Origin of the sequence: Streptomyces sp. NPDC059909, assembly GCF_042730885.1 — a bacterium.
In the GTDB taxonomy this organism is placed as follows: domain Bacteria; phylum Actinomycetota; class Actinomycetes; order Streptomycetales; family Streptomycetaceae; genus Streptomyces.
The window spans coordinates 314506-333079 of sequence record NZ_JBHWKX010000003.1; the positions used below are offsets into that span (position 1 = coordinate 314506).

At 69.7% G+C, this 18574-nt stretch carries 15 protein-coding genes; 9 read left to right on the forward strand and 6 right to left on the reverse strand.

The window, feature by feature from the left end; genetic code table 11:
- Positions 1–125: 125 nt before the first annotated feature.
- The 4 genes from ACFV9O_RS05115 to eccCa all read right to left on the reverse strand — a co-directional run bounded on the left by ACFV9O_RS05115 (position 126) and on the right by eccCa (position 5986).
- Complete coding sequence (locus tag ACFV9O_RS05115) at positions 126–371, reverse strand: DUF397 domain-containing protein (RefSeq protein ID WP_385412430.1); 246 nt, start codon at positions 369–371, stop codon at positions 126–128.
- A 100-nt stretch (positions 372–471) separates the two neighbouring features.
- Entirely contained in the window at positions 472–1782 is a 1311-nt protein-coding gene (locus ACFV9O_RS05120) for a YrhB domain-containing protein (protein WP_385412432.1), read from the reverse strand.
- Positions 1783–1785: 3 nt separating this feature from the next.
- On the reverse strand, positions 1786–1959 hold the full coding sequence (locus ACFV9O_RS05125) for a hypothetical protein (protein WP_385412435.1): 174 nt from the start codon (positions 1957–1959) through the stop codon (positions 1786–1788).
- A 73-nt stretch (positions 1960–2032) separates the two neighbouring features.
- Complete coding sequence (gene eccCa, locus ACFV9O_RS05130; protein ID WP_385412438.1) at positions 2033–5986, reverse strand: type VII secretion protein EccCa; 3954 nt, start codon at positions 5984–5986, stop codon at positions 2033–2035.
- Positions 5987–6203: 217 nt separating this feature from the next.
- On the opposite strand from eccCa, the gene eccD reads away from it, so the two are divergent.
- From eccD to ACFV9O_RS05160, 6 genes are all read left to right on the forward strand, one after another.
- The gene (gene eccD, locus ACFV9O_RS05135; RefSeq protein WP_385412441.1) at positions 6204–7673 is read left to right on the forward strand and encodes a type VII secretion integral membrane protein EccD; all 1470 of its coding nucleotides are present in this window, start codon (positions 6204–6206) and stop codon (positions 7671–7673) included.
- Between the two features lie 201 nt (positions 7674–7874).
- Positions 7875–8162, forward strand: coding sequence for a 30S ribosomal protein S15 (gene rpsO, locus ACFV9O_RS05140; RefSeq protein WP_322725099.1), 288 nt, complete (start codon positions 7875–7877; stop codon positions 8160–8162).
- A gap of 304 nt (positions 8163–8466) precedes the next feature.
- Positions 8467–10686: a polyribonucleotide nucleotidyltransferase gene (locus ACFV9O_RS05145; protein WP_385412444.1), complete on the forward strand. Its 2220-nt coding sequence runs from the start codon at positions 8467–8469 to the stop codon at positions 10684–10686.
- Complete coding sequence (locus ACFV9O_RS05150) at positions 10683–12062, forward strand: M16 family metallopeptidase (protein WP_385412447.1); 1380 nt, start codon at positions 10683–10685, stop codon at positions 12060–12062. Before ACFV9O_RS05145 ends, ACFV9O_RS05150 begins: the two co-directional genes overlap by 4 nt.
- A 14-nt stretch (positions 12063–12076) precedes the next feature.
- Positions 12077–12829, forward strand: coding sequence for a 4-hydroxy-tetrahydrodipicolinate reductase (dapB, locus tag ACFV9O_RS05155; RefSeq protein ID WP_385412449.1), 753 nt, complete (start codon positions 12077–12079; stop codon positions 12827–12829).
- Positions 12830–12843: 14 nt separating this feature from the next.
- Complete coding sequence (locus ACFV9O_RS05160) at positions 12844–13314, forward strand: hypothetical protein (RefSeq protein ID WP_385412452.1); 471 nt, start codon at positions 12844–12846, stop codon at positions 13312–13314.
- A gap of 67 nt (positions 13315–13381) precedes the next feature.
- Here the strand turns inward: ACFV9O_RS05160 and ACFV9O_RS05165 are convergent, their stop codons facing one another.
- On the reverse strand, positions 13382–13936 hold the full coding sequence (locus ACFV9O_RS05165) for a hypothetical protein (RefSeq protein ID WP_385412453.1): 555 nt from the start codon (positions 13934–13936) through the stop codon (positions 13382–13384).
- Positions 13937–14027: 91 nt separating this feature from the next.
- Entirely contained in the window at positions 14028–14267 is a 240-nt protein-coding gene (locus tag ACFV9O_RS05170; RefSeq protein ID WP_385412455.1) for a hypothetical protein, read from the reverse strand.
- Between the two features lie 237 nt (positions 14268–14504).
- On the opposite strand from ACFV9O_RS05170, the gene thyX reads away from it, so the two are divergent.
- The 3 genes from thyX to ACFV9O_RS05185 all read left to right on the forward strand — a co-directional run bounded on the left by thyX (position 14505) and on the right by ACFV9O_RS05185 (position 18144).
- Positions 14505–15242 carry an FAD-dependent thymidylate synthase gene (gene thyX / locus ACFV9O_RS05175; RefSeq protein ID WP_385412457.1) on the forward strand — a complete coding sequence of 246 codons (738 nt, stop codon included), beginning with the start codon at positions 14505–14507 and terminating at the stop codon, positions 15240–15242.
- Positions 15243–15431: 189 nt separating this feature from the next.
- Entirely contained in the window at positions 15432–16331 is a 900-nt protein-coding gene (gene dapA / locus ACFV9O_RS05180; protein ID WP_385412460.1) for a 4-hydroxy-tetrahydrodipicolinate synthase, read from the forward strand.
- Between the two features lie 127 nt (positions 16332–16458).
- Positions 16459–18144, forward strand: coding sequence for a ribonuclease J (locus ACFV9O_RS05185; RefSeq protein WP_385412463.1), 1686 nt, complete (start codon positions 16459–16461; stop codon positions 18142–18144).
- Positions 18145–18574 lie beyond the last annotated feature (430 nt).

Genomic DNA, 18574 nt, shown 5'->3' on the forward strand with positions numbered 1-18574 from the left:
CGGGGACGGGGGCGAGGTTGGGTTTTCCGGTGTGTGGGGGGATTGGGGCGCCGTTCTTTCGGGCGGGGGAAGGGGGGTTGCCCGTCCCTGGGGGGCCACCCCCCTTTCGCATGTACGGATGTCACCTACATGAGGTCGAACTCCCCGTCCCGCGCGCCCAGGACGAACGCACGCCACTCGGCCTCCGTGTACCGCAGCACCGTCTCCGGTTCCAGCGACGACCGCATCGCCACCGCCCCACCGGGCAGATAGGCGATCTCCACGCGCTCCTCGTCCGGACTCGTCCCCGGCGCACCGTGCCACTCGACGTCCGAGATGTCGAGCGCGTACAGCTCTTCCTTCTGACGTTCCTTGTCCGCTGCGTCGGTCATGGGTGCGGTCCCTTCCGGGTCAATCCGGGTCGTGCGAACGAGCTACCGGTACGAGCTACCAGTTCACCCTACTGGGCCCCGCCCCGCGGGTGAGCGGTGATCACCGGTACCGGATCAGGTGAAAGCGTGCCGCCGCCACGTCGGTGAGATCGGTGACCGGTGCCGCGGAGCTGTCCATCACCCCGATGCCCTGCTCCGACCGGAAGCCGGTGAGCACGAGCCCCACGGACTCCCGTCCCCTCCGGTCCGTGCGCCGCGCCCAGATCAGCGCCCGGGCGCCCACCTCCATGGCCGACAACTCGTCGAGCAGCGAACCCCATTCGGTGTGCTCGGAGACCGACACGGCCGTCGCCCCCAGCTCGCCGAGGGTGGGTCCCAGCCAGGCCGCCGGCCCGGGCTCGGGCGGCAGCGTCAGCCCGTCCGTGCCGGGCTCCCCGCCTCGGTTCCACGCCTCCAGCCATGCCCACGGGGAGGAGTTGGGCAGCCCGAACGGCTCGGCGGCCGCCTTCGGTACGACCAGAGCGGCGTCGAGCATGCCGTGCCGCCAGTCCCCGGTGCCGGCGAACGCCTCGGTGTTGACGGCGAAGAGCCACCCGCGCTCGGTCTCGTCCTCGGCACTCGGGTCCACCAGCACGACCGGCTCCCGATAGGTGCGCCGCAGCCAGTCACGAGCCTTCTCCACCGCGGCCCCGAAGTCGTGGGCCTCTCCCCGGTACGGATCGGGTGCGACGGGCGCGGGGGCGGCCGGGGGCCGCAGCCGGGCGAGGACGAGCTCCAGCACACCTGCCGTGTCCAGCCGGGCGAGCCCGCCCGTCATCCCGTCCAGGAAGACCACCTGGCCGTCCTTGTTGTGCGCGTACAGCAGGTGCCCGCTCGCCTCGACGCCCCCGACGGTACGCCGCACCCACACGACCCCCTGCGTGCCCGGACCGGTCCCGCGCATCCGGGTGATGACCTCGTCCCAGGTGGCACACCGCAACTGCTCCGCCGAGGGGAAGTACCTCCGCAACAGCAGCTCCCACCAGCCGGGTGCCTCGTGCGCGGGCTGCCAGGGCAGGGGAGTCGCCGTCGCCCCGGCCAGCGCCGCGGCGACGGAGACCACGCACCCGCGGGAGTTCAGCCGCCGGGCCTGGGTGGCGGGGTCCCGTGGCGCCGGCGCGTTCGTGTACGCGGCGGCGTCCCCCCACGGATCGTTCGCCGCGGGATGGAAGGGCACGCCGCCGTCCTTGGGCACGACGAGCGAGGCGGCCAGCATCGGGGTCCGTGGACAGCCCGGCTGCTCGACGGTGCGGCAGGCGAAGAGCCAGGTGAGGGCGTCCTCCGCCACGGGGTGGGGCACGGCGAGCTCCACGAGGCCGTGGTAGGTGGCGTGGAGCCAGCGGAGGGCGAGGTGCTGGGGGTCTGCGTGCATGGTTCAGGCCTTGCGGGGCAGCCACTCGCCCCGGTCGAGGTAGTCGCGGAACTGCTCCGGCGTGAAGTGCGTCGGCGCGAAGTGCGGGGCCGAGCCGTCCTTGGGCACGATCAATACCTTGTGGATCGGGCCGATGAAAGGACCGTCCGCGTCGACGGCTTCGTTCAGGGAGAGCATTGCTGCATCCTGACATTGCCGGCGGCACGGAGAACGAATTCGGCCCCGGCCGCGGACCGCGTCGGCGATCACCTCACCGGTCCGCCTGCCACCCCAGCTGCACCAGCGGCGTCCCCCGCTTCCGCGACACGAACGTGCCGCGTCCCGGAGGCATCGGGCGGGCCCGGACGTGGCCCAGGATGTCGCCCTCGCCCGGGTCGCCGGAGAGGATCACGCCCTGGGCGCCCAGCTCCTTCATGCGCTGCATGAACGGCTCGTAGAGCGCACGCGAGGCGCCCGCGGCATTCCGCGCGACGATGAAGCGGATACCGACGTCGCGCGCGAACGGCAGGTTCTCCACGAGCACCTGCATCGGGTTGCCGGAGTTGGTCGAGACGAGTTCGTAGTCGTCGATGAGCACGAACAGCTGCGGGCCGTTCCACCAGCTGCGGTCGCGCAGCTGCTGCGCGGTGATGTCCGGCTTCGGGGCGCGCTTCGTCATCACCGTGTTGATCGCGTCCATGTGCATCTGCATGGCCGACGCCATCGGCGCGTACTCCAGCAGGTGCGAGGACGGCACGGCCTCCAGCATCGTGCGCCGGTAGTCGCCGACGACGATCCGGGCCTGCTCCGGGGAGTACCGCTCGGAGATCTGCTTGGCGATGAGCCGCAGCAGACCGGTCTTCCCGGACTCGCTCTCGCCGAAGATCATGAAGAACGGGTCGGACTCGAAGTCGACGAACACCGGCTCCAGGTTGGTCTCGTCGATACCGATCGCGATGCCGTGCTGCGGGAACTCGAAGCCCTTCGGCAGCTGGTCCGCGCGGAGCATGCGCGGCAGCAGCCGCACGCCCGGGGCCGCAGCGCCCGACCAGCTGCCCTTCACGGCCTGCACGAACGCCGCCGCGCCGTCCGCGAGGTCGACCGAGCTGCTCGAGCCGTCGATCCTCGGAAGCGCCCCCATGAAGTGCAGCTTCTCCGGCACCTGGCCACGGCCCGGCACACCCGCCGGCACGTTCGCGGCGACCTTGCGGTCGAACTCGGAGTCCATGACGTCACCGAGGCGCAGTTCGAGACGGCCCAGCATCTGGTCCTTGAGCGCCGCGCGCACCTCCATGTAGCGCGCGGCGGTGATGACGACATGGACGCCGTAGCCGAGACCGCGTGCCGCGATGTCCGCGACGACGGGCTCCAGCGTGTCGTAGTCGTTCTTGAACCCGCCCCAGCCGTCGATGACCAGGAAGACGTCGCCCCAGGCCTCGCCGGGCAGTTCACCCGCGGCCCGCTTGCGCCGGTAGGTGGCGATGGAGTCGATGCTGTGCGAGCGGAAGAACTCCTCGCGCCGGTTCAGCACGCCCGCGACCTCCGCGACCGTGCGCCGCACCCGCTCCGGGTCCAGCCGCGACGCGACACCGCCCACATGCGGCAGGTCCGCCAGCGAGGAGAGCCCGCCGCCGCCGAAGTCCAGGGCGTAGAACTGCACTTCGTGCGGGGTGTGGGTGAGCGCGAACGACGAGATCAGCGTGCGCATCATCGTCGACTTGCCCGACTGCGGGCCGCCGACCACCATCATGTGGCCCGCCGCGCCCGAGAAGTCCCGGTACAGCACCTCGCGCCGCTGCTCGAACGGCTTGTCGATCAGACCGAGCGGTACGACCAGACCGCCCGGGCGCGTGTACTCCGTCGCCGTCAGCCCGCGGTCCGCCGTCTGTGCGAGGCCCGGCAGCAGCTGGTCGAGCGGCGGCGCCTGGTCCAGCGGGGGCAGCCACACCTGGTGCGCGGGCACGCCCTGCCCTTCCAGCCGGCGCACGATCACATCGAGCACGGTGTCGGCGAGCGCGTCGTCCTCGCCGCTGCGGGACGCGGCGAGGTACGCAGGGTCGGGCGCCGCGTACACGACCGGGACCGGCGCCGCGGTGAAGACCGCGGGCCGCCGCTCGATCGGCAGCTGGTCGGCGGAGAGCTGCGGCCCGCCCGTGCGGTACGTACCGGACACGTACGCCGCCTTGAAGCGGGTCATCTCGTCCGTACCGAACTTCAGATAGCCCGAGCCCGGCACCGACGGCAGGTGGTACGCGTCGGGCACACCGATCGCCGTGCGCGACTCGGCCGCCGAGAACGTCCGCAGACCGATCCGGTACGAGAGATACGTGTCCAGGCCGCGCAGCTTGCCCTCCTCCAGGCGCTGCGAGGCCAGCAGCAGATGCACACCCAGCGAACGGCCGATGCGGCCGATCTGGATGAACATGTCGATGAAGTCCGGCTTGGCGGTCAGCAGTTCGGAGAACTCGTCGATGACCAGGACCAGCGAGGCCAGCGGCTCCAGCGGCGCACCGGCCGCGCGCGCCTTCTCGTAGTCGTGGATGTTCGCGTAGTTGCCCGCCGAGCGCAGCAGCTCCTGGCGGCGCTGCAGCTCACCGCGGATCGCGTCGCCCATGCGGTCGACTAGTGTCAGATCGTCCGCGAGGTTGGTGATGACCGCCGCCACGTGCGGCATCTGCGACATTCCCGCGAAGGTCGCACCACCCTTGAAGTCCGCCAGCACGAAGTTCAGCGTCTCGGACGAGTGCGTCACCGCGAGACCGAGGACCAGCGTGCGCAGCAGCTCAGACTTGCCGGAACCGGTCGCGCCCACGCACAGACCGTGCGGCCCCATGCCTTCCTGCGCGGCCTCCTTGAGGTCCAGCATCACCGGCCGGCCGTCCTCGCCGACACCGATGGGCACCCGCAGCCGCTCCGCCGTCGACCGCGGCCGCCACGTGCGCGTCACGTCCACCGACGCCGCGTCGCCCAGGTTCAGCAGATCCGTGAAGTCCAGGTTGGCGAGCAGCGGTTCGTCGTCGTCACCCCCGCCCATCCGCAGCGGCGCCAGCTGCCGCGCCAGCGCCTCGGCGGCCGGCAGAGACATCGCGTCCGGCACGCCCTCGTAGGCGTAACCGGCGCCCGACTCCAGCCGCAGCCGCCCGGGCCGTACGACGATCGAGAGCCCGCCCCGCGGGTCGTCCAGCTCACCGTGGACGACCTCGACGATGGTGACGCCCTGAAGCCCCTCGGCCGCGGCGAACAGCGAGTCCGGCGGGACCATCCCGCCGTCGAGCACGACGACGACGTGCGGCTGGTCGAGGACCGGGCGGCTGTCGCGGCCGAACCGCGGCCGCCCGTCCAGCCTGCTCCGCAGCAGCTGCTCCAGCTCCCCCAGGTCGTCGCCGAACAGCCGCTTCGCACCGGCCCCGTCGACCTGCCCGAGCACCTGCGTGTGCGGCAGCCACTTCGTCCAGTCCCAGCGAGCCACGGCGCCGGGCGCCGCCACCACCGCGAGCATCAGGTCCTCGGGGGAGTGCAGCGTCACCAGCTGCGACACCAGCGCACGGGCCGTCGACTGCGCCGACTCAGGCTCACCGGACACCGTCATGTGGTAAAAGGCCCGCATCGACACGGCCATCGGCAGCCCGTCCAGCGAGCCGTGCACCGCCAGGAACTGCTGCATCGCCCCCGCGCACAGCGGCTCCAGCTCGTCCACCGGCGCCGTGTCCGGCGCGATCAGCGGCGTCGACAGCTGCTGCGCGCCGAGCCCGATCCGCACCTGCCCGAAGTCCTCGTCACCGACGCGCCGTTCCCACACACGCGAGCCCTCGGCCACGACCGACCACAGCTGCTCGGGGGAAGCGTGCAGATACAACTGCGCGTCGCGCTGCGCCCGTGCGGTCCTGCGCACCGTACGCCGCGTCTGCGCGAGGTATTTGAGGTAGTCGCGACGAACATCGGCAATTTGCCCCTGCGTACCCTTGCGGAATCTGACGAGTTGGGCGATCGCCATCGCGAGCGTCGACACCAGCATCAGCACACCCATGATCCGCATGAACGGATGGGCGTTCGGCATGAAGAAGAACACCACTGACGAGCCCATGCCGAGCATCGGCAGCAACTGCATCAGCATGGACTCCTGCTGACCCCGCGGCAGCTCCGGCGGGGACTCCAGCGTCAGCTCGTCGCTGGGCACTTCGGGCGGAAGGGAGCGCGGCGGGCGTTTGACGACGATCTGGCTCACCGGAACATCAATCCCTCGGTACGGATGGAAGCCGGAGGTCTGACGATGCCGGAATCCGCACCGGCGCCCCCGTGACTGCCTTTGCTTCGCGGACTTCCCTCCGCGCGACGGTGATCCTACTTGCAGGCCGTAACACCACGTCCCGGTAGGGTGACCGCGCACCGTGCGCAACCGCGAATCAGCCCGTGCGCCAACGCCTTTCAGGGGGTCCAGACACGTGAGTACGACCGCAGCGACCGGCTTCTGCCGCGTCACTGTCGTGGCGCCCGACAGCCGGATCGACGTCGCCCTCCCGGAGGACATCGCCGTCGCCGATGTCTACCCGGAGATCCTGCGGCTCACCGGCCAGACACAGTCCGCCGGAACTCCCACCGGGTACCACCTGGTCCGCCGTGACGGCACCGTCCTCGACGGCGCGCGCACGCTCGCCGCCCAGCAGGTGCTCGACGGAGAGGTGCTCAGCCTCCGCCCGTTCGCCCAGTCGCTGCCGCCCGCGGTCTTCGACGACGTCGCCGACGCCGTCGCCGCGGCCGTCACCCGCGACCGCCATCTGTGGAGCGACGACCTGCTGCGCGGTGCCGGACTCGCCGGCGGAGTGCTGCTGCTCGTCCTCATGGGCTTCGTGCTCTGGTTCGCCGACCCCGTCCGCCACGACATGCACAGCCTGCCCGGCGTCGTCGCCGGCGCCGCCGGTGTGCTGCTGACCGCCTTCGCCGCCGTGCGCGCCCGGGTGTACTCCGACCGGGCCACCGCCGTCGCGCTCGGGCTCGGTGCGCTGCCGCTGCTGCTCATCGCCGGCTCCGGGATCATCGGCCCGGCCGCGGGGCACGGACCCGGCCGGCTGCAGTTCCTGCTGGGCTGCGTGACCGTGCTGGTCGCCTCGGTCGCCCTGGTCGTCCTCACCCCGAGCGGCGACGCCCCGTTCGTCGCCGCCACCTTCCTGGCCACCGTCGGCACCCTCGCCACCTTCGCCGCGATCCTCACCGAGGCGTCGGCGACCGCGACCGCGGCGGTCTGCGCCCCCGCCGCCATCGCGCTGGTCGCCTTCCTGCCCGGCCTCTCGGCCCGCTTCGCCCGGCTGCCCATCGGGTACGCCTCGCCACGCAGCGCGACCGGCGACGACTTCCACGCCGACCCGCACGAGACGCCGGAGGCGCAGCCCGTCGACGCGGAGCGCATCGCGCTGCAGGCCCGCCGCGGCCACGAGATGCTGCTCGGCCTGGTCGGCGGCTGCGCCGCGGTCGTGGTCGGCGCCGCGGCCGTCCTCGGCTTCGCCGGCAACGTCTGGGGCCAGTTCCTGGCCCTGGGCGCCGGCCTGGCGATGCTGCTGCGCGCGCGTCTCTTCCGCTACACCTCGCAGGTCGCCTGCGTCCTCGTCGCGGGCTTCGCCGCGATCGCCCTGCTCGTCCTGGGCCTCTCCCTGAACCCGCCGGCCGACCTGGTCAAGGACCTGCTGATCTTCGGGGACCGGGGCGGCCTCGACATCCGTACGATCTGGCTCACGGCGGCCGTCGCCGCCGGGGCCTCGCTGCTCACGGCGATCGGTCTCGTCATCCCGAAGAAGGGCCTCTCGCCCTTCTGGGGCCGGCTGCTCGACCTCGCCGAGGGCGCGGTGCTCCTCTCACTGGTCCCGCTCTGCCTGGCCGTCCTGGACGTCTTCGACGCGGCCCGCTCGCTGACCAGCTAGCCGGCGGCCCGGGGGCCGGTCCGGGGCCGGTCAGGAGGACTGGTACGCTGTGTGACGGCCGTTTGTGTACGCGCCCCCAGCCTCGGCTCTGCGCAGCTGGGAGCAGCGCCCATCGTGCCTTCGCCTCCGAGTAACGGAAGCTCCCCTGAGACCAAGACCAGGGGCACTCGCAGGCGCATCGAACACCAAGAGGAGTACCGAGTGTCTCTCGACGCCGCTACGAAGAAGCAGATCATGGCCGAGTTCGGCACCAAGGAGGGCGACACCGGCTCCCCCGAGGTCCAGGTCGCGATGCTCTCCCGCCGCATCTCGGACTTGACCGAGCACCTCAAGACCCACAAGCACGACCACCACTCCCGCCGTGGTCTGCTGATCCTGGTCGGCCAGCGCCGCCGCCTGCTGCAGTACCTGGCCAAGAAGGACATCCAGCGCTTCCGTACGCTGGTCGACCGCCTCGGCATCCGTCGCGGTGCGGCGGGCGCGAAGTAAGACGCCGTGAAGGGAGCGGTTCCCACTCTTAGGGGGCCGCTCCCTTTGCTGTACGTGCGGACCTGCGGGAAACGTCAGTAATCTGGTCGCACAGCACAACGCAATGACGCAGTACCGAAGCAGTACCCGAAGAACGCAATAACGAAGAGGAGGAGCGCCCCTCCGCCGCCGGTCCTCGGTAGTGGCCCCCGGGACACATCCCCGGGTGCTTCGATCGAAGACCGGCCCGCACGCAAGGCGCGCTTCTCCGCCACCGTCCCCCATGCCACACGGGCGAGGGGACGCAGACGAGGAGATATCGCTGGTGGAGAACGAGACCCACTACGCCGAAGCCGTGATCGACAACGGTTCCTTCGGCACCCGCACCATCCGCTTCGAGACGGGCCGCCTGGCCAAGCAGGCCGCCGGCTCCGCCGTTGCGTACCTGGACGACGACACCATGGTGCTGTCGGCCACCACCGCGTCCAAGACCCCCAAGGACCAGCTGGACTTCTTCCCTCTGACGGTCGACGTCGAGGAGCGGATGTACGCCGCGGGCAAGATCCCCGGCTCGTTCTTCCGCCGTGAGGGCCGCCCGTCCGAGGACGCGGTACTCACGTGTCGCCTGATCGACCGCCCGCTGCGCCCGTCCTTCAAGAAGGGCCTGCGCAACGAGATCCAGATCGTCGAGACGATCATGGCGCTCAACCCCGACCACCTCTACGACGTGGTCGCGATCAACGCCGCCTCCTGCTCCACGCAGCTGGCCGGCCTGCCCTTCTCCGGCCCGATCGGCGGCACCCGTGTCGCGCTGATCAAGGGCCAGTGGGTGGCCTTCCCGACCCACACCGAGCTCGAGGACGCCGTCTTCGACATGGTGGTCGCGGGCCGCGTCCTGGAGGACGGCGACGTCGCGATCATGATGGTGGAGGCCGAGGCCACCGAGAAGACCATCGAGCTCGTCAAGGGCGGTGCCGAGGCCCCGACCGAGGAGGTCGTCGCCGCGGGTCTCGAGGCCGCGAAGCCCTTCATCAAGGTCCTGTGCAAGGCCCAGTCGGACCTCGCGGCCAAGGCCGCCAAGCCGACCGGCGAGTTCCCGGTCTTCCTGGAGTACCAGGACGACGTCCTGGAGGCGCTCACCGCCGCCGTCAAGGACGAGCTCTCGCAGGCGCTGACCATCGCCGGCAAGCAGGACCGCGAGGCCGAGCTGGACCGCGTCAAGGGTCTCGCCGCCGAGAAGCTGCTCCCGCAGTTCGAGGGCCGCGAGAAGGAGATCTCCGCCGCGTACCGCTCGCTGACCAAGTCCCTGGTCCGTGAGCGCGTCATCAAGGAGAAGACGCGCATCGACGGCCGCGGCGTCACGGACATCCGTACGCTCGCCGCCGAGGTCGAGGCGATCCCGCGCGTGCACGGATCCGCCCTGTTCGAGCGTGGCGAGACCCAGATCCTGGGCGTCACCACCCTCAACATGCTCCGCATGGAGCAGCAGCTGGACACCCTTTCCCCGGTGACCCGCAAGCGCTACATGCACAACTACAACTTCCCGCCGTACTCCGTCGGTGAGACCGGCCGCGTCGGCTCCCCGAAGCGCCGTGAGATCGGCCATGGCGCCCTCGCCGAGCGTGCCATCGTGCCGGTCCTGCCGACCCGCGAGGAGTTCCCGTACGCGATCCGCCAGGTGTCCGAGGCCCTCGGCTCCAACGGCTCGACGTCCATGGGCTCCGTCTGCGCCTCCACCATGTCCCTGCTGAACGCCGGTGTGCCGCTCAAGGCCCCCGTCGCCGGTATCGCCATGGGTCTGATCTCCCAGGAGATCGACGGCAAGACGCACTACGTCGCCCTCACCGACATCCTCGGTGCGGAGGACGCCTTCGGTGACATGGACTTCAAGGTCGCCGGTACGAAGGAGTTCGTCACCGCCCTCCAGCTCGACACCAAGCTGGACGGCATCCCGGCCTCCGTCCTGGCCGCGGCCCTCAAGCAGGCCCGCGACGCCCGCCTCCACATCCTCGACGTGATGATGGAAGCGATCGACACCCCGGACGAGATGTCCCCGAACGCCCCGCGGATCATCACCGTCAAGATCCCCGTGGACAAGATCGGCGAGGTCATCGGCCCCAAGGGCAAGATGATCAACCAGATCCAGGAGGACACCGGCGCCGAGATCACGATCGAGGACGACGGCACCATCTACATCGGTGCTTCCGAGGGCCCGGCCGCCGAGGCCGCCCGCGCCACGATCAACTCGATCGCCAACCCGACCATGCCGGAGGTCGGCGAGCGCTACCTGGGTACGGTCGTCAAGACCACCACCTTCGGTGCCTTCGTCTCCCTGATGCCCGGCAAGGACGGCCTGCTGCACATCTCGCAGATCCGCAAGCTCGCCGGTGGCAAGCGCGTGGAGAACGTCGAGGACGTGCTCGCGGTCGGCTCCAAGGTGCAGGTCGAGATCGCCGAGATCGACCAGCGCGGCAAGCTCTCCCTCATCCCCGTGATCGCGGACGAGGACGCTGCCGAGGACGCTAAGGACGACACCGACAAGTGACGTCCCGTAGTTCCAGGACGACGGCCCGCACCTCCTCGGAGGCGCGGGCCGTCGCCCGTACCCAAACGCTTCTCCAGGGCGAGCACGGCATCGGAACGGTCCGCAAGACCACCCTCCCCGGTGGTCTGCGCATCGTCACCGAGACCCTTCCCTCCGTCCGCTCCGCCACCTTCGGCATCTGGGCACACGTCGGCTCCCGCGACGAGACCCCGTCGCTGAACGGCGCGACGCACTACCTGGAGCACCTGCTCTTCAAGGGCACGCACAAGCGCTCCGCCCTCGACATCTCCGCCGCGATCGACGCGGTCGGCGGCGAGATGAACGCCTTCACGGCGAAGGAGTACACCTGCTACTACGCGCGCGTGCTCGACACCGATCTGCCGCTGGCGATCGACGTCGTCTGCGACATGCTCACCGGCTCGCTGATCCTCGACGAGGACGTCGACGCCGAGCGCGGCGTCATCCTCGAAGAGATCGCGATGACCGAGGACGACCCGGGCGACGTCGTCCACGACCTCTTCGCGCGCACCATGTTCGGCGACACCCCGCTCGGCCGTCCGGTCCTCGGCACCGTCGACACCATCAACGCGCTGAACCGCTCGCAGATCGCCCGCTTCTACAAGAAGCACTACGACCCGACACACCTGGTCGTCGCGGCCGCGGGCAACATCGATCACGCCACGGTCGTACGCCAGGTCCGCAAGGCCTTCGACAAGGCCGGCGCCCTGACCCGTACGGACGTCACGCCGGTCGCCCCGCGCGACGGCCACCGGACGATCAGGACCGCCGGCCGGGTCGAGGTGCTGGGCCGCAAGACCGAGCAGGCCCATGTCGTCCTCGGCATGCCGGGCCTCCCGCGCACGGACGACCGCCGCTGGGCCCTCGGCGTACTGAACACGGCACTCGGCGGTGGCATGTCGTCGCGCCTGTTCCAGGAGGTCCGTGAGAAGCGCGGCCTCGCCTACAGCGTGTACTCGTACACCTCGGGCTTCGCCGACTGCGGGCTCTTCGGCGTCTACGCCGGCTGCCGGCCCGGCCAGGTCCACGACGTGCTGAAGATCTGCCGCGGGGAGCTCGACCGGGTCGCGGGCGAGGGACTGCCGGACGACGAGATCGACCGCGCCATCGGCCAGCTCTCCGGCTCGACCGTCCTCGGCCTCGAGGACACCGGCGCGCTGATGAACCGCATCGGCAAGAGCGAGCTGTGCTGGGGCTCCCAGATGTCGGTCGACGACATGCTGGCGAACATAGCCGCGGTCACCCCGGACGACGTACGCGCGGTCGCCCGCGACGTACTGGGACAGCGCCCCTCGCTGTCGGTGATCGGCCCGCTGAAGGACAAGCAGGCGGACCGCCTGCACGAATCCGTCTCGTAGAGAGCGAACGCAACATGAGCAAGCTGCGCGTGGCCGTCCTCGGTGCCCAGGGCCGTATCGGCTCGGAAGCCGTACGGGCCATCGAGGCCGCCGATGACATGGAACTCGTCGCCGCGCTCGGCCGGGGCGACAAGCTGGAGAGCCTCGCCGAGGCCGGCGCCGAGGTCGCGGTCGAACTGACCACGCCCGCCTCGGTGATGGGCAATCTCGACTTCTGCGTACGCCACGGCATCCACGCCGTTGTGGGCACCACGGGCTGGACGGACGAGCGCCTCGCGCATCTGCGCACCTCGCTCGACGCTTCCCCGGAGACGGGTGTGCTCATCGCGCCCAACTTCTCGATCGGCGCCGTGCTCACGATGAAGTTCGCGGCCCAGGCCGCGCGCTACTTCGAGTCGGTCGAGGTCGTCGAGTTGCACCACCCGAACAAGGCGGACGCCCCGTCGGGCACCGCGACGCGCACCGCCCAGCTGATCGCTGCCGCCCGTGCCGAGGCCGGCTGCGCCCCGCAGCCCGACGCCACCGTCACCGCCCTGGACGGCGCCCGTGGCGCGGACGTCGACGGGGTGCCGGTGCACGCCGTGCGGCTCCGCGGGCTGCTGGCCCACCAGGAGGTGCTGCTCGGCGGCGAGGGCGAGACCCTCACCATCCGGCACGACTCCCTGCACCACAGCAGCTTCATGCCGGGCATCCTGCTCGGTGTGCGCCGCGTGGTGACGACGCCCGGGCTCACCTTCGGCCTCGAACACTTCCTCGACCTCGGCTGAGACCGGTTCCTGCCATGCGCGCGAAAATCACGTACCTCGTCACGGCTGCCGCCCTGGTCGTCTACTTCGTCCTGGTCGGCAGCCGGGGCGTGATGCTGATCCGGCAGGGCACCGCGCTCACCGTGGCGTTCGGTGCCGCGGTGCTGGTCCTGCCCGTGATCGGCATCTGGTTCCTCTGGAAGAACACCCAGTTCGTCAAGAAGGCCAATGCCCTGGCCGCCGAGCTGGACGCGGAGGGCGGACTGCCGGTCGACGAGCTGGTCCGTACCCCGGGCGGCCGTATCGACCGCGACTCCGCGGACGCCGTCTTCGCCAAGCGCCGCGAGGAGACCGAGGACTCACCGGACGACTGGCGCTGCTGGTTCCGTCTGGCGGTCGCCTACCACGACGCCCGGGACACCCCGAGGGCCCGCAAGGCGATGCAGAAGGCGATCGCCCTCCACGAGGGCAGGGCACAGCACGGTTCCCCCAGGACGGAGTCCTAGGGGGAGGTACGGGTGGGCACAACCCACCCACGGCCCGCAGTCGAACAGGGTGTCGGGCGAAGCGCGGTCAGTGCGCGGTGCCGTATTCCGCGCCCCACGCCTCGACCGTGTCCGCCGCGCGGTCGAACGCCTCGATCCGCGCAAGGAAGTCCGCGTTGTGGTCGGTGAGCAGCGTCAGCGGCTCACCGGCCTCGCGTACGAGCACGAGCGCCTGCCCCTGCACCGTCCGCGGCAGCCCCAGCCAGCGCACCGGCTGCTGCACCGTGCGCAGTGCCTGGACCCGGCCCCAGGCGACGGTGCTGGTCGAGAAAAAGCCGACGCGGCGAAGGCCGTGCCTGCTGACCCATGCGCCCATACGCAGCAGCCGCAGCGCCGACGCGATCATCAGTGACGCGAGCCCGAAGCACACCCCCGCGCCCGGCAGGGCCCCGGCGAACGCGATGATCACAGCGGCGATCAGCACGAACGACGCGAGCAGCAGGGCCAGTGCCGCGGCCGCGACCCGCCAGGGGCCCGGACGGTACGGCCGCCGCCACTGATCATGGTCGTCGAACGGCAGGGCGACATCGCCGTCCGCCGTCGCGTCAAAGGCGCGGTCGGCCGTCAGAAAGGGCAGGGGCACGGCTGATCCTCACTCATCAAGCACGATGGGCTGTGCCTGGTGAGGCTACCGAGGTGGTCCGGAACGGACCACCCCAGGGGGCCCGTACGAGTCAGCGGCCGTCGGAGGCCTCGGACTGCATCGTGTGGGAGGGCGCCTGCGGGGACTCCAGCGCGGGCATCCCGAGGAGCAGCGACCCGGCCAGGCCGGCCACGACGGTCAGGCCGATCAGCGTACGTCCGACGAGCTGCGACCGGCTCGGGCGCTCCCTGGGCGGCGGAGTGACGTTACTGCGGAAACGCTCGGCCTCGGCGACGAATGCGAACGGAACGGCTTCTCGCCGGCGGAACATACGGGGGCCTCCTGGAGCCTGATGAGCGATGCGCGCCCTGTGTCTCTGGTCGCTGCTACAGGTACAGACGCGCAGAACGTCCATGAGGTGCCCGATTCCAACGAATTGACCGAAGAATCATACGAAGCCCGACGGGATCCCGTTCGGGCCCGCCGGGTCCAGCGCGTCCCGGCGTTGTCAGTGACGCGCCGTAGAGTGGGCGCCGCCCGAGCGACGCAACTGGAAGGACCCCCGCCGGTGACCGAGATCCCCGCCGACATCAAGCCCAGCTTCCGCAGCGAAGTCACCGTCGAGCTGGTGAAGCACACCGCCGGCGACTCCGACGTGCTGTGGGCGGCCCGGGTCTCCACCGCGGGCGAGCAGTCCCTGGAAGAGATCTCCAAGGACCCCGAGCGCTCGAAGGGGCTCATCAACTATCTGATGCGGGACCGCCACGGCAGCCCGTTCGAGCACAACTCGATGACCTTCTTCATCAGCGCCCCGATCTTCGTCTTCCGCGAGTTCATGCGCCACCGCGTCGGCTGGTCGTACAACGAGGAGTCCGGCCGCTACCGGGAGCTGCAGCCCGTCTTCTACGTGCCGGACGAGTCCCGCAAGCTCGTCCAGGAGGGCCGCCCGGGGAAGTACGTCTTCGTCGAGGGCACCCAGGCCCAGCAGGAGCTCACGGGCCGCGTGATGGAGGACTCGTACCGCCAGTCGTACGAGGCGTACCAGGAGATGCTCGCGGCCGGCGTCGCCCGCGAGGTCGCGCGCTCGGTCCTCCCCGTCGGGCTCTACTCGTCGATGTACGCGACGTGCAACGCGCGCTCGCTGATGCACTTCCTCGGCCTGCGTACCCAGCACGACATGGCGAAGGTCCCGTCCTTCCCGCAGCGGGAGATCGAGATGGTCGGCGAAAGGATGGAGGAGCACTGGGCCAAGCTCATGCCGCTCACCTACGCCGCCTTCAACGCGAACGGACGGGTCGCCCCGTAGGGCACAGATGTACGGCCAGCCTTACTCGGTGTCCGTATTGCGACGTTTCGAGAAGTTCATCTAGGCTGATCAAACGGACCCGGCACTGCTTGAACCCCCGAGCAGGCAGTGCCGGGCTCCACTGACCACGTCCTATGTCACGTCCCCCAAGGGGACACCATGCGCTGAGCAGCGAGTAGCGTGTTACCCATGGCACCGATCTCCACTCCGCAGACCCCCTTCGGGCGGGTCCTCACCGCCATGGTCACGCCGTTCATGGCGGACGGCGCGCTCGACCTCGACGGCGCGCAGCGGCTCGCCACCCACCTGGTGGACGCAGGCAACGACGGCCTGATCATCAACGGCACCACCGGCGAGTCGCCGACCACCAGTGACGCGGAGAAAGACCAGCTCGTACGAGCTGTCCTCGACGCCGTGGGCGACCGCGCCCACGTCGTCGCCGGAATCGGCACCAACGACACCCACCACAGCATCGAGCTCGCCCGCGCCGCCGAGCGGGCCGGCGCGCACGGCCTGCTCGCCGTCACGCCGTACTACAACAAGCCCCCTCAGGAGGGCCTGTACCGGCACTTCTCGGCCATCGCCGATGCCACGGGCCTCCCGGTGATGCTGTACGACATTCCGGGCCGCAGCGGCGTTCCGATCGACACCGAGACGATCGTCCGCCTCGCCGCGCACCCGCGGATCGTCGCCAACAAGGACGCCAAGGGCGACCTCGGCCGAGCCAGCTGGGCCATCGCCCGCAGCGGCCTCGCCTGGTACTCGGGCGACGACATGCTCAACCTGCCGCTCCTCTCGGTCGGCGCTGTCGGCTTCGTCTCCGTGGTCGGCCACGTCGTCACCCCGGAGCTGCGCGCCCTCGTCGACGCGTACACCGCGGGCGACGTCCAGAAGGCCACCGAGATCCACCAGAAGCTGCTCCCGGTCTTCACCGGTATGTTCCGGACCCAGGGCGTCATCACGACCAAGGCGGCACTCGCCCTCCAGGGCCTGCCCGCAGGCCCGCTGCGCCTTCCGCTCGTCGAGCTCACCGAGGCCGAGACCGCCCAGCTCAAGATCGATCTCGCCGCCGGCGGGGTACAGCTGTAACCACAGACTTCACAACTGAATACGAACCAAGTGAATACGCACCACCTCAACGACAACAGCAAGTGCACGAATGTCACGCGCGCCACGTGCCCAAGCGGTACGTGGCGCGTGTGGTGAGGAGAGTCTTTTGAGTCATCCGCATCCTGAACTCGGCGCACCGCCGAAGCTCCCCAAGGGCGGCCTGCGCGTCACCCCGCTCGGCGGTCTCGGCGAGATCGGCCGAAACATGACCGTCTTCGAATACGACGGCCGGCTGCTGATCGTCGACTGCGGCGTGCTCTTTCCCGAGGAGGAGCAGCCCGGCGTCGACCTGATCCTGCCCGACTTCACCACGATCAAGGACCGCCTCGACGACATCGAGGGCATCGTCCTCACGCACGGCCACGAGGACCACATCGGCGGTGTTCCGTACCTGCTCCGGCTGAAGCAGGACATCCCGCTGATCGGCTCCAAGCTGACCCTCGCCCTGATCGAGGCGAAGCTCCAGGAGCACCGCATCCGCCCGTACACCCTCGAAGTCAGCGAGGGCAATCGCGAGCGCATCGGCCCCTTCGACTGCGAGTTCATCGCGGTCAACCACTCCATCCCGGACGCCCTGGCCGTCGCCATCCGCACCCCTGCGGGCATGGCGGTCCACACGGGCGACTTCAAGATGGACCAGCTCCCCATGGACGGCCGGCTCACGGACCTCCACTCCTTCGCCCGCCTGAGCGAGGAGGGGATCGACCTCCTGCTGGTCGACTCGACGAATGCCGAGGTCCCCGGCTTCGTCCCGGCCGAGCGTGACATCTCCAATGTCCTGCGCGGCGTCTTCGCGGGTGCTCAGAAGCGCATCATCGTGGCCAGCTTCGCCAGCCACGTCCACCGCATCCAGCAGATCCTCGACGCGGCGCACGAGTACGGCCGCAGGGTCGCCTTCGTCGGCCGCTCGATGGTCAGGAACATGGGCATCGCCCGTGACCTCGGGTACCTCAAGGTCCCGGCCGGCCTGGTCGTGGACGTCAAGACGCTGGACGACCTCCCCGACCACGAGGTCGTGCTGGTCTGTACGGGTTCCCAGGGCGAGCCGATGGCGGCCCTCTCCCGCATGGCCAACCGCGACCACCAGATCCGCATCGTCCAGGGCGACACCGTCATCCTGGCCTCGTCACTCATTCCGGGTAACGAGAATGCCGTCTACCGGGTGATCAACGGGCTCACCCGTTGGGGTGCCAACGTCGTCCACAAGGGCAACGCCAAGGTCCATGTCTCGGGCCACGCCTCGGCCGGCGAGCTGCTGTACTTCTACAACATCTGCAAGCCGAAGAACCTCATGCCGGTCCACGGCGAATGGCGCCACCTCCGCGCCAACGCCGAGCTCGGCGCGATGACGGGCGTACCCAAGGACCGCATCGTCATCGCCGAGGACGGCGTGGTCGTCGACCTGATCGACGGCAAGGCCAAGATCACCGGCAAGGTCCAGGCGGGATACGTGTACGTCGACGGCCTCTCGGTCGGCGATGTCACCGAGGTCCATCTGAAGGACCGCCGCATCCTCGGGGACGAGGGCATCATCTCGGTCTTCTTGGTGGTCGACTCCACGACCGGCAAGGTCGTGGGCGGGCCCAACATCCACGCCCGCGGCTCCGGCATCGAGGACGCCGCGTTCGACGCGGTGATCCCGAAGATCGAGGAGGCCATCCAGAAGTCCGCTGCGGACGGCGTCTCCGAGCCTCACCAGCTGCAGCAGCTCATCCGCCGGTCGGTCGGCAAGTGGGTCTCCGACACCTACCGCCGGCGCCCGATGATCCTCCCGGTCGTCGTCGAGGTCTGACGCCAGGTCTGCCGCCTGAACCGGCAGCGGAACTGACACCTGGTCGAGTGATCTTGGAGCGGGGCGCCCCGATTTGCATCGGCCGCCCCGCTCCAGTACGTTTACGGCTCCGCCTGAGGGGAAGTCCGGGGCGCACTCGTGTGCTCGGAGGGACCAACCAGGGGGCGGGAATTCCGACTCAGAATCTCTGATAAAGTCGGATCCGCCGAAAGGCAGTCGAAAGACAAAAGGCCCTCCAACGGCCACCGGAAACAGAATCCGAACCGGAAACGGAACGGAAAATGAATCTGGTAAGGTTGGAAACACCGAAGGGAAGCGCCCGGAGGAAAGCCCGAGAGGGTGAGTACGAAGGAAGCGTCCGTTCCTTGAGAACTCAACAGCGTGCCAAAAATCAACGCCAGATTAGTTGATACCCCGTCCATCTTCGGAT